The sequence below is a fragment of the Yersinia sp. 1252 StPb PI genome (assembly GCF_048593885.1).
GTDB lineage: Bacteria > Pseudomonadota > Gammaproteobacteria > Enterobacterales > Enterobacteriaceae > Yersinia > Yersinia enterocolitica_E.
Window position 1 is genome coordinate 1 of the sequence record NZ_JAZGQE010000135.1, and the last position, 13,587, is coordinate 13,587.

The window sequence follows — 13,587 nt, forward strand, 5'->3', positions numbered from 1 at the left end:
ATTAATAAATTGATTAGTTAAAGTAATCTTAAATATATGACTTAGAAAATCTCAGTCGCGACAACCAGCCTTAGTCACTACTCTGCGGCCTTTACTGCCCTTAAGAAATTTGATTCATTATGCTACTCAGTGTTCTTTATATTATTGGTATTACAGCTGAAGCCATGACCGGGGCACTGGCTGCAGGCCGCCGTCAAATGGATATGTTTGGTGTCATTATTATTGCATCTGCAACGGCAATTGGTGGTGGTTCAGTCCGAGATATGCTGCTGGGCCATTATCCGCTGGGTTGGGTTAAACACCCGGAATACATTGTTATTGTCGCCGTTGCTGCAATCGTCACAACTTGGATGGCGCCACTAATGAAGCATTTACGCCATTTGTTTTTGGTGCTTGATGCAATTGGGCTGATCGTTTTCTCTATTATTGGGGCACAAATCGCTCTTGATATGGGCCACAGTACGATAATTGCCGCCATTGCGGCCGTCATTACCGGCGTTTTTGGCGGCGTCCTGCGCGATATGTTCTGTAACAGTATCCCCTTGGTATTCCAGAAAGAAATCTATGCTGGTATCTCATTCGCTGCCGCCTGGATCTACATTGCTCTGCAATACACACAACTGTCACATAATTGGGTTGTTATCATTACACTCGTCACCGGGCTAAGTGCACGACTGTTAGCATTACGATTCCGGCTGGGCCTGCCAATCTTCAAATATGAGCATTCAGAGCATTAAGTCAGGTACGTGAAGGTTTACTCCTCAAGTTGGAACCCGCTAATGTTCTGTTGCGATAAAAAGTCAGCCATAGCTTGCACCTCTGGGTGGTGTAAGAAATGAGTAATCTGTTTTGCTCGAATCGGCCCAATACCCGGTATTAAACTCCACTCGGCGATACTGCGTTGTTGTAGTGACCGCCATTGAGAATTGACAAGTGTACCCCGCGCAAAACCCAATGCCAGTAGCCATTGGGAAAAGGGTTTTTCCCTTGTGCTTTGAAATTGCTGATAAATATTTTCAGCACGGGCTATCCCTATACCAGGAACACCCGCTATTTGGTCTTTAGTGAGGGATAGCCACCCCACCAAATCATTGATCAGCCCATGATGGATCAGCTCTCGCCAATATCCACTACTAACACTTTGTATATCTAGTCCTTTTGGGCCACTAAGCCATGTCAAACGAGAGAGAAGTTGCGGCTCACATTCAGGAGGGATAAGGCGAAAACAGCTCAATTGATGAAATTGATCCTCTGCTGGAGGAGTGAACGTCTGCCGTTGGCTTACCCGCCAAACAACACTATCCAACCGTGGAATACCATGCCCGGCCAGTGCAATAACGATTTGATCGCCAGATGTAATATCCCACTGCCGCCAACGCGCGACCGAGCCAACATTCACTCGCCTAATCCATTTGTCATCAATTTTTACCGGTGAAACCTGTAAAACGACTGTCACTCTACCAGTGCGGCCTATCGTGAAATGTATATCTTTAATTTCAGCAACTTGCTGTTGTGGTGGGTATTTCCACGCCACAACCCAGTGCCCCGGAACGGCCTGCCAGTAGCGTCCGGCTGGCTCCTGTTCCTGTCGGATAACAACGCCATCAGTTACAAAAGGCAGCGGTGTTTGCAACCAGTGTTTGCGAAAGTGTGCAACATCGCGACTTGATACTATTGGTTTGCTGTATTTAGCGGTCAAGGGGAAGCCCATCGCTTGCAATAGTGTCCCTTTCTCCACCATGCTGCTTGGTCCATCAGGCCATGCCCATATAAAAATGCCCAATTGGGGTAGTAATGCCGCTGGAGACTTACGCATAAGTGCACCAGCAACTGTCGCCCTGGCATTGACACTACCAGACGATGCTTGTTGATGGTCGTCCATTTGTAGGAATAGCTCCCCTTGCAGCGTTAACCAGGGAGGCGCGGTAGCAATATATTGAGGAATAGCAGTAATAAATGGTGCTTTGTCAGTCCAGTTCTGGCCTTTCAAACCATTTCCTCGACTGAGAAGTTGCATCAGTTTTCCATCCTGATACACCAGTGTTACTGCAACACCATCTATTTTGGGCTGCACCCAGAGATTTTTCCGCCCCACCATCCAATCAGCCAGTGCAGCTTCATTTTTAAGTTTTTTTAGTCCGGTATGCGCAACCGGATGAAGAAACTTCCCATTACCAGGAGTAAGTCGGTTTTCCTGTTTGTCCGGCAATAAATGGCATGACTGCCATAACTGCAATTTTTCCTGCAATTGATCGTAAACATCATCGGCAAGCACGCTAATACCTTGCTGATGGTAAGCCACATTCCACTTATCCAGTTGTTTCTTGAGTGAGTTAATTTCAACCGACATTCTTTCTGGCGGCCATTCAGGGCAGATAGCTTCCGCTCTGGAGGACCAATGTATAAAACTGACTATCAACAGAACAAATATTTTTAAATTCAGCATGCTCATCAGTCCCTTTCCTTGGTGGCCGGAAGTAAAACCTGAAATGTCTTATCCGTCGAAGACCAAAAAAATTAAATGCGGGCGCTACCGAAAAATAGTTTTCTGCTTACAGCAACAAATGAAAATTACGCAATCTTCGCCGCAAAATCAGAAAATCGAGCTGTTTACAGACGAAACATTCAGGTGAAATGTGTTGTAACGCTGCATGACGCGTAGCAGCCGTGTATACTGTGCGGAGATTCACACTTCTGCTTTCTATATACACCCAAAGTAATTGGTGTTGCGGATAGGTAGCAAGCGAGCAAATCCTGATGTGCTGACTAAAGTCAGTGATTTTGGATAGAGGGCTGCTAGCGCCGTTGCAACGTCAAGTAAGAAGGGTATATCAACCTAATCAACTGAAACGTCATCATGGTCCAAGGCACGCTATACATCGTTTCCGCGCCCAGTGGGGCAGGGAAATCAAGCCTGATTCAGGCTTTGTTAAAAACACAACCGCTGTACGACACGCAGGTTTCTATTTCCCATACCACGCGTGCAATACGTCCGGGTGAGAATCACGGTGAACATTACTTCTTCATTTCTAAAGAAGAGTTTTGCCAGATGATTGATGACGATGCTTTCCTTGAGCATGCCAAAGTATTTGAAAATTACTATGGCACCTCACGTTTGGCGATTGAGCAGGTTCTTGCAACCGGTGTCGATGTATTTTTAGATATCGACTGGCAAGGTGCGCAGCAAATTCGCGCAAAAATGCCCACTGCACGCAGTATTTTTATTTTGCCGCCTTCCAAGGAAGAATTGGATCGCCGCTTGCGAGGCCGTGGGCAAGATAGCGAAGAGGTTATCGCTAAGCGAATGGCGCAAGCTGTCGCCGAGATGACCCATTACGCTGAATATGATTATTTAATCGTAAATGATGATTTCAATCTGGCTTTATCTGATCTGAAAACCATTATTCGCGCAGAACGACTGCGTTTAGGCCGCCAGAAACAGCGGCATGACGCTTTAATCACCAAATTATTGGCAGACTGAACCGAGTTTCAGTATCATGCCCCGTCATTTCGTCACCTGTGGAGTAGCAGAATTATGGCACGCGTAACTGTTCAAGACGCTGTAGAGAAAATTGGTAACCGTTTTGACCTGGTGTTGGTCGCTGCTCGTCGGGCACGTCAAATCCAGTCCGGCGGTAAAGACGCACTGGTTCCAGAAGAAAACGATAAAGTTACTGTGATTGCGCTACGCGAGATTGAAGAAGGCCTGATTACTAATCAGATTCTCGATGTTCGTGAACGCCAAGAACAGCAAGAGCAGGAAGCCGCAGAGATCCAAGCGGTAACCGCGATTGCTGAAGGTCGTCGTTAATTAGACAGCGAGTCTGCCTTGTACCTGTTTGAAAGCCTGAATCTGCTGATTCAACGTTACCTGCCAGAGGAGCAGATTAAGCGCCTCAAACAGGCATATCTTGTTGCACGTGATGCTCACGAGGGTCAGACACGCTCCAGTGGTGAGCCTTATATCACTCATCCTGTTGCTGTGGCCTGTATTCTCGCGGAGATGCGGCTCGATTACGAAACCTTAATGGCGGCGTTATTACATGACGTCATTGAAGATACTCCTGCTACATATCAAGATATGGAGCAGTTGTTTGGGAAAAGCGTAGCCGAGTTGGTCGAGGGTGTTTCTAAACTCGATAAACTGAATTTTCGTGACAAGAAAGAAGCTCAGGCGGAAAACTTCCGCAAAATGATCATGGCGATGGTGCAGGATATCCGCGTTATTTTGATCAAACTGGCTGACCGCACACATAACATGCGAACGCTGGGTTCCTTACGCCCAGATAAACGTCGCCGCATTGCACGTGAAACCCTTGAAATATATAGCCCACTGGCCCATCGGCTGGGTATCCATCATTTAAAAACCGAGTTGGAAGAGCTGGGTTTTGAAGCGCTCTACCCCAATCGCTATCGCGTAATTAAAGAAGTGGTGAAAGCCGCACGTGGTAACCGCAAAGAGATGATTCAGAAAATCTTGGCGGAGATTGAAGGGCGTCTGACTGAGGCCGGTATTCCTTGCCGAGTCAGTGGTCGTGAAAAGCATCTCTATTCCATTTATTGCAAAATGAACCTGAAAGAGCAGCGCTTTCACTCCATCATGGATATCTATGCTTTTCGGGTTATCGTCAAAGAAGTCGATACTTGCTACCGCGTGTTGGGTCAGGCTCACAGCCTGTATAAGCCACGCCCCGGTAGAGTGAAAGACTATATTGCCATCCCTAAGGCTAACGGCTATCAATCGTTACATACCTCATTAATCGGCCCTCATGGGGTTCCGGTCGAGGTACAGATTCGTACTGAAGATATGGATCAGATGGCCGAAATGGGGGTTGCTGCACACTGGGCTTATAAAGAGCAGGGTGAGTCTGGCACCACCGCACAAATTCGCGCTCAGCGCTGGATGCAAAGCTTGCTGGAGTTACAGCAAAGTGCAGGCAGCTCATTTGAATTTATTGAAAGCGTAAAATCTGATTTATTCCCTGATGAGATTTACGTTTTCACCCCAGAAGGGCGCATCGTTGAATTACCTGCCGGTGCGACACCTGTCGACTTTGCCTATGCTGTGCATACCGATATTGGCCATGCCTGTGTAGGTGCGCGTGTTGACCGTCAGCCCTACCCGCTTTCTCAGTCACTGAACAGTGGCCAGACCGTTGAGATTATTACCGCTCCGGGTGCTCGGCCAAATGCGGCCTGGCTGAACTTTGTTGTCAGCTCGAAAGCGCGAGCCAAAATTCGCCAGTTGCTGAAAAACCTGAAACGTGATGAATCGGTGAGCCTTGGCCGCCGGTTACTGAATCATGCGTTAGGAAATGGTCGAAAACTGTCTGATATTTCTGAAGATAATATCAAGCATGAACTGGACCGTATGAAACTGGCGACGCTAGATGATTTGCTAGCAGAAATTGGCTTGGGTAATGCGATGAGTGTGGTAGTGGCCAAAAACCTGTTGGGTGACCTATCAACGCTGGCGACCTCTGGCACCCGTAATCTGGCAATCAAGGGTGCCGATGGCGTCCTAATTACCTTTGCCAAGTGCTGCCGTCCTATCCCCGGTGACCCGATTATTGCTCATATCAGCCCAGGCAAAGGTTTGGTTATCCATCATGAGTCTTGCCGTAATATCCGTGGCTACCAGAAAGAGCCTGAGAAATTTATGGCGGTTGAGTGGGATCAAGAGACTGAACAAGAGTTCATTGCTGAAATTAAAGTCGATATGTTCAATCAGCAAGGTGCTTTGGCAAATCTGACTGCGGCAATCAATGCAGCCGAATCTAATATTCAGAGCCTGAATACTGAAGAGAAAGATGGCCGGGTATACAGTGCCTTTATTCGCCTGACTACCCGTGACAGGGTCCATCTGGCTAACATAATGCGTAAGATTCGTATCATGCCAGATGTGGTTAAAGTCAGCCGTAATCGTAACTAACGCCTATGAATCCTCAACGCTATGCGCGGATTTGTGAAATGCTGGCTACCAGGCAGCCGGACCTAACGGTTTGCCTGGAGCAAGTACATAAACCTCATAATGTATCCGCTATCATTCGTACAGCTGATGCTGTCGGTATCCATCAAGTACATGCAATTTGGCCAACGACTCAGATGTATACACGGCTCTCTTCCGCGGCCGGCAGCAACAGTTGGGTACAAGTCAAAACACACACCCATATTAGCGATGCCATTGCTCATCTGAAATCACAGAACATGCAAGTTCTGGCAACGCATCTGTCTGATAATGCTGTCGATTTTCGTGAAATAGACTATACCCGCCCAACCTGTATTTTGATGGGACAGGAGAAGACCGGTATATCTGAGGAAGCGTTAGCACTCGCGGACCAAGACATCATTATTCCGATGATCGGCATGGTGCAATCACTCAATGTTTCTGTCGCGTCTGCGTTGATTTTATATGAAGCCCAACGGCAGCGGCAAAATGCAGGTATGTATCAGCGAGCAAAAAGTGTCTTGCCCGAAGATGAGCAGCAACGGTTACTGTTTGAGGGGGGCTATCCGGTATTGGCACAAGTCGCCAAACGGAAAGGGCTACCTCAACCGCATATTGATGAGCAGGGTCAGGTTATTGCCGATGCACAATGGTGGTCTGCCATGCAAGCCACGGAGTCTTAAATGAAAGGCCGCCTGCTGGATGCAGTACCCCTCAGTACACTTTCCGGTGTTGGTGCAAGTCAGGCTGGGAAACTGGCTAAAATGGGGTTGGAAACCATCCAAGACCTACTGCTTCACCTCCCACTGCGTTATGAAGATCGTACTCGCCTGTATCGTATTGGCGATTTAATGCCTGGCCTCTCGGTTAATGTTGAGGGCGAGGTTCTACGTTCTGATATCACCTTTGGCCGCCGCCGCATGATGACCTGCCAAATCAGCGACGGTAGTGGTGTTCTCACTCTGCGTTTCTTTAACTTCAACGCTGCGATGAAAAACAGTTTGTCTCCGGGCAAGCATGTTATCGCCTACGGCGAAGTCAAACGGGGCAATACCGGGGCGGAAATCATTCACCCTGAATATCGGGTGCATGGCGAGAACATTGGCGTTGAATTACAAGAGTCCCTGACACCCGTTTATCCCACCACCGAAGGGATTCGTCAGGCGACCTTGCGCAAACTTATCGATCAAGCGCTGGCGATGCTGGATACTTGTGTTATTGCCGAATTATTGCCGATTGAGTTAAGCCGTTCACTCATTAGCTTGCCAGAAGCTATTCATACCCTGCATCGCCCACCAGCAAATATTCAGTTGGCTGATTTAGATCAAGGCAAGCATCCTGCACAGCAGCGGCTGATCATGGAAGAGCTAGTCGCTCATAACCTCAGTATGTTGGCTGTCCGGGCCGGCGCGCAAAGCTATCGGGCATTACCGCTATTGGCAGAGCAACAACTCAAACAACGTTTTCTGGCCGCGCTACCTTTCACCCCCACGCATGCCCAGCAACGAGTAGTGGCGGAGATTGAGCAGGATATGACCCATAACTTCCCGATGATGCGATTGATTCAAGGGGACGTTGGCTCAGGAAAAACATTGGTTGCAGCCTTGGCCGCGCTACGGGCAATTGCTCACGGCAAGCAGGTTGCTTTGATGGCACCCACCGAATTACTGGCAGAACAACATGCCTCCACTTTCCGCCAATGGCTAGAACCGTTGGGACTGCAAGTGGGCTGGCTGGCTGGCAAGCAAAAAGGTAAAGCCCGTATAGCGCAGCAAGAAGCGGTCGCCAGCGGTCAGGTTGCAATGGTTGTTGGCACCCATGCGATGTTTCAAGAACAGGTGCAGTTCTCTGGACTGGCGCTGGTTATTATTGATGAACAACATCGTTTTGGTGTTCATCAACGGCTCGCTTTATGGGAAAAGGGTGAGGAGCAAGGTTTCCATCCACATCAACTTATTATGACCGCGACCCCAATTCCAAGAACGCTGGCCATGACTGCCTATGCAGACCTTGATACCTCAGTGATTGATGAGCTTCCCCCAGGTAGAACACCGGTGACTACAGTGGCAATCCCTGATACCCGCCGCAGTGATGTTATCCAGCGAGTTAAAAATGCCTGTCTGGAAGAGGGTCGGCAAGCTTATTGGGTCTGCACACTGATTGAGGAATCTGAAGTCCTGGAAGCGCAGGCCGCCGAAGTAACTTGTGAAGAACTGAAAATTGCTTTGCCGGAAATTAAAGTCGGCTTAGTTCATGGGCGCATGAAAGGACCAGAAAAACAGGCAGTTATGCAGGCATTTAAACAGGGTGAGTTGCAGCTATTGGTGGCAACCACAGTGATCGAGGTTGGGGTCGATGTGCCTAACGCCAGCCTGATGATAATCGATAACCCGGAACGCTTGGGGCTAGCGCAATTACATCAGTTACGAGGCCGTGTCGGCCGTGGTGCTGTCGCCTCTCATTGTGTATTACTCTATAAAACGCCGTTGAGTAAAACCGCCCAAATGCGTTTACAAGTGTTGCGTGATAGTAATGATGGCTTTGTCATTGCCCAGCGGGATTTAGAAATCCGTGGACCGGGCGAATTGTTGGGGACACGGCAAACTGGAAGCGCGGAGTTCAAAGTGGCTGATTTACTGCGCGATCAGGCGATGATTCCCGAAGTCCAACGGGTAGCTCGCCATCTGCACCAGCAATATCCTGAACATGCACGCGCATTGATTGAGCGCTGGCTACCAGAGCGAGCGCGTTACACTAACGCTTAATGAATAAGGGGCAAGTAAACTCGCCCCAGAGTACAGCTACCCTACCACCGCCGGGAATATTGGCAGTAAAAGATAAAGCTTAATCACGATCGCATTAGCGATATCAATAAAGAATGCACCTACCATTGGCACCACTAAGAACGCCAGATGAGATGGGCCAAAACGGTCAGTAATCGCTTGCATATTGGCGATTGCAGTCGGTGTTGCACCCAGACCAAAACCACAGTGCCCCGCCGCCAGTACCGCTGCATCATAGTTTTTTCCCATGATGCGATAAGTGACAAAGATAGCGTACAACGCCATCGCCAGTGCCTGAACTGACAAAATTACCAGCATCGGTAATGCCAGTGAAGCCAGCTCCCAGAGCTTCAAACTCATCAGTGCCATTGCCAAAAACAGTGACAGACTGACATTGCCCAGCACTGATACCGCACGATCAAAGACTTTATAGAAGCCGATTGCCGACAACGTGTTACTGAGGATAACCCCGACAAACAGCACACAAACAAAGATTGGCAGTTCAAACATCGTGCCCTGCAACCAACCCGCAATCACATTGCCTGCCATCAGGCAGATAGCTATCATGGCGATGGTTTCAACTAACACCAACGAGGTGATCATGCGCCCGGCCGAAGGCTTTTCAAATGCGGAAGGGACTTCGCTGTCCTCCGGCGTACCATCGGGTGTGGAAGATCGCTTCACCAGGTAGCGGGCTACCGGGCCACCAATCAATCCCCCCAGCACCAAACCAAATGTTGCACAAGCCATAGCAACTTCTGTTGCATTTTCAAAGCCATAGCGTTCAGAAAAGAGTTTACTCCACGCAGCACCAGTACCGTGCCCACCTGATAAGGTAATTGAGCCAGCGAGTAACCCCATCAGCGGGTCTAGCCCCATCAATTTAGCAAGCGCAATACCAATTGCGTTTTGCATGAGCAACAAACCAATGACCACAAACACAAATACGCTCAAGGCTTTGCCACCAGCACGTAAGCTAGCCAGATTGGCATTCAAACCAATAGTTGCAAAAAATGCCAGCATCAAGGGATCTTTGAGCGACATATCAAAACCGATTTCCCAGCCAAGAGTCTTTTGCATCAGCAACATCAAGAAGGCAACCAACAAACCGCCGGCTACCGGTTCAGGAATAGTGTATTTTTTCAGGAATGGGACAGTTTGTACGAGTTTTCGGCCTAATAATAAAACCAAGCAGGCCGCGACTAGCGTGCCATAGGTATCGAGATGAAACATCTTGGTACTCCATGCGATTAAAATATCGATTAAAAATATGACGTTAGACAGTTCCTTAAAAACGCCAAAACAGTTAAGGAAGGGATTAGAAGAAAAAACGCCGCCCATTACAAGTTTAGTAATAGAAAAATGCAGGTGAGCACCGAATAGAATTATTTTTAAAAACGCAGCGCAACCGATTGCTTTTGTGAGCCGGATCATTAAAATGCCCTCTTTGCCGATCCGGGAATGCCACTCCATGTCTACGCAATCCGCCGAGCTTGATACTCCACAGCAAGCAGCCACTCGCCCCAGCGAATTGATTTACCGTTTAGAAGACCGCCCCCCACTCGCCCAAACATTGTTCGCTGCTTGCCAGCATTTATTGGCGATGTTTGTCGCAGTGATAACCCCTGGCTTATTGATTTGTCAGGCGCTGGGACTACCAGCGGAAGATACCCAACGCATTATTAGCATGTCGCTGTTTGCCTCCGGCTTGGCATCGTTACTGCAAATTAAAACCTGGGGGCCAGTTGGCTCTGGCCTATTATCGATTCAGGGCACCAGTTTTAACTTTGTTTCGCCATTGATTATGGGTGGCCTGGCGCTAAAAAACGGCGGCGCAGATATCCCAACCATGATGGCGGCACTGTTTGGTACGCTAATGGTGGCGTCCTGCACCGAAATTATACTTTCCCGCTTCCTGCATCTGGCGCGCCGCATTATCACCCCACTGGTATCTGGTATCGTGGTGATGATCATCGGTTTGTCATTGATTCAGGTTGGGCTGACATCAATTGGCGGCGGTTATGGTGCAATGAGTGACCATACCTTTGGCGCACCGAAAAACCTGCTATTAGCGGGTGCCGTATTAGTGGTGATTATTCTACTGAACCGCCAGCGCAACCCGTATTTGCGTGTGGCCTCTTTAGTCATTGCGATGGCCGTGGGTTACTTGCTGGCCTGGTCGTTGGGTATGTTGCCAGAGAGCCGCCCGGTGGTAGATACCGCGCTGATCACTATCCCAACACCACTCTATTATGGCCTCTCCTTTGATTGGAATCTGCTGGTACCACTGATGTTAATCTTCATGGTGACCTCACTGGAGACCATTGGTGATATCACCGCGACCTCGGATGTCTCTGAGCAACCGGTTCATGGCCCGTTGTATATGAAACGCCTGAAAGGTGGTGTGCTGGCGAATGGTTTGAACTCCATGCTGTCGGCGGTGTTCAACACCTTCCCTAACTCCTGCTTCGGCCAGAACAATGGCGTGATCCAGTTGACCGGTGTCGCCAGTCGTTATGTCGGTTTCGTTGTCGCACTGATGCTGATTGTACTGGGCTTGTTCCCGGCGGTTGCAGGTTTCGTGCAACATATTCCTGAACCCGTGCTGGGGGGCGCCACGCTGGTGATGTTCGGTACCATTGCCGCTTCCGGCGTGCGTATTGTCTCTCGTGAAACACTCAATCGCCGCGCTATTATGATTATGGCTCTGTCATTGGCAGTTGGTATGGGTGTGGCACAACAGCCATTGATTCTACAATTCGCGCCAGATTGGGTAAAAACACTGCTTTCTTCCGGGATTGCTGCCGGTGGTATTACTGCCATTGTGCTTAACTTACTCTTCCCACAAGAAAAATAATCTTTACATCAACACGTCAATGAAATGGCCGGTCGTAAACGATCCCGGCCATTTTTTTATCGCCGGATAACTGATTGTCTATTGAGCTCATGGACAAATTACGGCATAAACAGGGTTCCGTATCACCGACAGGCGTGGAAAGACCGGATGAAATTTCTCGGGAAAGTGCTGCTAACGTTATTACTACTACTGGTGCTGTCCGTAGTGCTGTGTTACGTATTGCTCCAAACCAGTTGGGCTGCCGGTTGGCTGAGCCGTTGGGTTAGTGATAATAGTGAATATCGCCTCTCTCTGGGTAAAATAGACCACTCATGGTCCCAACCGGGACAAATCAGTTTCAGTGATATCACTCTGGGCCGGGCCAATCAGCCTCCGTTTCTTGTTGCCCAACAAGCGCTGTTTGGCCTGAGTTGGCGGCAACTGACCGAGCCTCGACACCTTCTCAGTCTCAATCTGCAAAATGGTCGTTTAATCCTCAGTAATAGCCCATCACCGCTGCCATTACAGGCTGATACCTTGCAGTTGACTAATATGGCCCTCGATACCACTCTTGAGGCGAAAAACTCAGCCGCTCAGTGGAAGATTGCGGGTCAACAAGTGACTGGCGGTTTGGTGCCTTGGCAGCCACAACCGGGTAATAGCCTTGGCGAAAATGCTCAATTTCAGTTTAGTGCCGGTTCTTTAACTATTAACGGTATTACCGCGCAACAACTTTATCTGCAAGGCTCGATACAGAAAAATGCCCTGACCCTAACCAATTTCGGCGCAGATATCGCGCAGGGTGAATTGACAGGTAACGCCAGCCAAGCGGCTGATGGCAGTTGGCTGGTCGATCGCCTGCGGCTCAGCAATATCCGCCTGCAAACACCAGCATCGATAGATGATGTTTGGAATACATTCTTACAACTCCCGCCGATTACGCTAAAACGCTTTGATTTAATTGATGCGCGAGTAGAAGGGAAAAGCTGGGCATTTAATGACCTGGATTTGACGCTAAAAAATATCACGTTTAAACAAGGTGATTGGCAAACTGAGGATGGCGAACTGTCCTTCAATGCCGGTGATATTATCAAGGGTAATATTCATCTGATTGACCCAATAGCAACATTTGCTTTATCTCCGGCTGGCGTCGCAATTAATCAGTTCTCAACCCGCTGGCAGGATGGTCTATTAAGAACTCAGGGGAATTGGGCGCGCGATACTCATCGCCTGCAATTGGATGAACTGACACTGGTCGCGCTGGTTTACACTCTGCCTGCCGATTGGAAGCAACAATGGCAACAAACATTGCCAAGCTGGCTATCCGAGGTGTACGTCGGCAAGCTTAGTGCTAATCGTAACTTGTTGATTGATATCAGCCCTGACTTCCCCTTCCAGATTACATCGCTGGACGCCGCAGGCACTAACTTACTGTTGGCAAAAAACCATCAGTGGGGTGTATGGTCTGGCTCATTAATGTTGAATGCAGGTAATGCGACATTTAATAAAAATGATATTCGCCGTCCGTCACTGGCCCTTAATGCCAATGAACAACAGATTACATTTAGTGAGTTAAGCGCATTCACCAAAGAGGGCTTACTGGAGTCCACCGCCAGTATTGACCAAACGCCTGCCCGTGCCTTATCACTGGCGCTGACCGGCCGTTCTGTCAATCTGGATATCTTACAAAACTGGGGCTGGCCAGCATTACCGTTACAAGGCCTGGGCAACCTAAAATTACAGATAAAAGGAAGTCTGGCTGCCGATACACCATTGAAACCTACTGTTAGCGGCTCTCTACAAGCTACTGACAGCAATGGGCAACAAGTCAATCAAACTATGCAGCATGGTGAAGTGCATAGCGTAGCGGGGCAATAAGGGCGTTTTACACTGCCCTACCAGATTGCTGCTGGGCGACAACGCCGATTACATGATGTTTTTCATGTAATCGGCACAGAAATTTGTCCTACATAAGAGGGAACGAACCCGAGTATTCAAAGAAACTCTGCGGCACATAATTA

Annotated in this window: 10 protein-coding genes; 8 read left to right on the forward strand and 2 right to left on the reverse strand. The window is 48.7% G+C overall.

Features of this window, described 5'->3' with window-relative positions; all coding sequences use genetic code 11:
* Nucleotides 1-119: 119 nt before the first annotated feature.
* On the forward strand, nucleotides 120-737 hold the full coding sequence (locus V2A85_RS17145; RefSeq protein WP_372560150.1) for a trimeric intracellular cation channel family protein: 618 nt from the start codon (nucleotides 120-122) through the stop codon (nucleotides 735-737).
* Nucleotides 738-754: 17 nt separating this feature from the next.
* Here the strand turns inward: V2A85_RS17145 and ligB are convergent, their stop codons facing one another.
* A complete protein-coding gene (ligB, locus tag V2A85_RS17150) occupies nucleotides 755-2,452 on the reverse strand; it encodes an NAD-dependent DNA ligase LigB (RefSeq protein ID WP_372560151.1) in 1,698 nt (565 codons plus the stop codon).
* Nucleotides 2,453-2,857: 405 nt separating this feature from the next.
* Between ligB and gmk the strand changes: the two genes are divergently transcribed.
* From gmk to recG, 5 genes are read left to right on the forward strand one after another with little or no spacing between them, the layout of a single operon-like run.
* Entirely contained in the window at nucleotides 2,858-3,481 is a 624-nt protein-coding gene (gene gmk, locus V2A85_RS17155; protein WP_005191120.1) for a guanylate kinase, read from the forward strand.
* 54 nt (nucleotides 3,482-3,535) lie between these two features.
* Nucleotides 3,536-3,811, forward strand: coding sequence for a DNA-directed RNA polymerase subunit omega (gene rpoZ, locus V2A85_RS17160; protein ID WP_004392061.1), 276 nt, complete (start codon nucleotides 3,536-3,538; stop codon nucleotides 3,809-3,811).
* An 18-nt stretch (nucleotides 3,812-3,829) separates the two neighbouring features.
* Nucleotides 3,830-5,932, forward strand: coding sequence for a bifunctional GTP diphosphokinase/guanosine-3',5'-bis pyrophosphate 3'-pyrophosphohydrolase (gene spoT / locus V2A85_RS17165; protein WP_083161661.1), 2,103 nt, complete (start codon nucleotides 3,830-3,832; stop codon nucleotides 5,930-5,932).
* Between the two features lie 5 nt (nucleotides 5,933-5,937).
* Nucleotides 5,938-6,630, forward strand: coding sequence for a tRNA (guanosine(18)-2'-O)-methyltransferase TrmH (gene trmH / locus V2A85_RS17170; RefSeq protein ID WP_083161659.1), 693 nt, complete (start codon nucleotides 5,938-5,940; stop codon nucleotides 6,628-6,630).
* Nucleotides 6,631-8,712: an ATP-dependent DNA helicase RecG gene (recG, locus tag V2A85_RS17175; protein WP_372560152.1), complete on the forward strand. Its 2,082-nt coding sequence runs from the start codon at nucleotides 6,631-6,633 to the stop codon at nucleotides 8,710-8,712.
* A 36-nt stretch (nucleotides 8,713-8,748) separates the two neighbouring features.
* Here recG and gltS read toward each other — a convergent pair whose 3' ends face one another.
* On the reverse strand, nucleotides 8,749-9,963 hold the full coding sequence (gltS, locus tag V2A85_RS17180; protein WP_420071926.1) for a sodium/glutamate symporter: 1,215 nt from the start codon (nucleotides 9,961-9,963) through the stop codon (nucleotides 8,749-8,751).
* Between the two features lie 238 nt (nucleotides 9,964-10,201).
* Here gltS and V2A85_RS17185 point away from each other — a divergent pair, with 238 nt between their 5' ends.
* Together V2A85_RS17185 and V2A85_RS17190 are read left to right on the forward strand one after the other, a co-directional pair.
* Nucleotides 10,202-11,587 (forward strand): uracil-xanthine permease family protein, encoded by a 1,386-nt coding sequence (locus V2A85_RS17185; protein WP_083161655.1) that lies wholly within the window; start codon nucleotides 10,202-10,204, stop codon nucleotides 11,585-11,587.
* Between the two features lie 147 nt (nucleotides 11,588-11,734).
* The gene (locus tag V2A85_RS17190; protein ID WP_420071927.1) at nucleotides 11,735-13,444 is read left to right on the forward strand and encodes an AsmA family protein; all 1,710 of its coding nucleotides are present in this window, start codon (nucleotides 11,735-11,737) and stop codon (nucleotides 13,442-13,444) included.
* The last annotated feature ends 143 nt before the right edge of the window (nucleotides 13,445-13,587 follow it).

Coding starts and splice junctions, on each gene's coding strand:
- V2A85_RS17145 (WP_372560150.1), top strand. CDS start 120: ATGCTACTCAGTGTTCTTTATATTATTGGTATTACAGCTGAAGCCATG.
- ligB (WP_372560151.1), bottom strand. CDS start 2,452: ATGAGCATGCTGAATTTAAAAATATTTGTTCTGTTGATAGTCAGTTTT.
- gmk (WP_005191120.1), top strand. CDS start 2,858: ATGGTCCAAGGCACGCTATACATCGTTTCCGCGCCCAGTGGGGCAGGG.
- rpoZ (WP_004392061.1), top strand. CDS start 3,536: ATGGCACGCGTAACTGTTCAAGACGCTGTAGAGAAAATTGGTAACCGT.
- trmH (WP_083161659.1), top strand. CDS start 5,938: ATGAATCCTCAACGCTATGCGCGGATTTGTGAAATGCTGGCTACCAGG.
- recG (WP_372560152.1), top strand. CDS start 6,631: ATGAAAGGCCGCCTGCTGGATGCAGTACCCCTCAGTACACTTTCCGGT.
- gltS (WP_420071926.1), bottom strand. CDS start 9,963: ATGTTTCATCTCGATACCTATGGCACGCTAGTCGCGGCCTGCTTGGTT.
- V2A85_RS17185 (WP_083161655.1), top strand. CDS start 10,202: ATGTCTACGCAATCCGCCGAGCTTGATACTCCACAGCAAGCAGCCACT.
- V2A85_RS17190 (WP_420071927.1), top strand. CDS start 11,735: ATGAAATTTCTCGGGAAAGTGCTGCTAACGTTATTACTACTACTGGTG.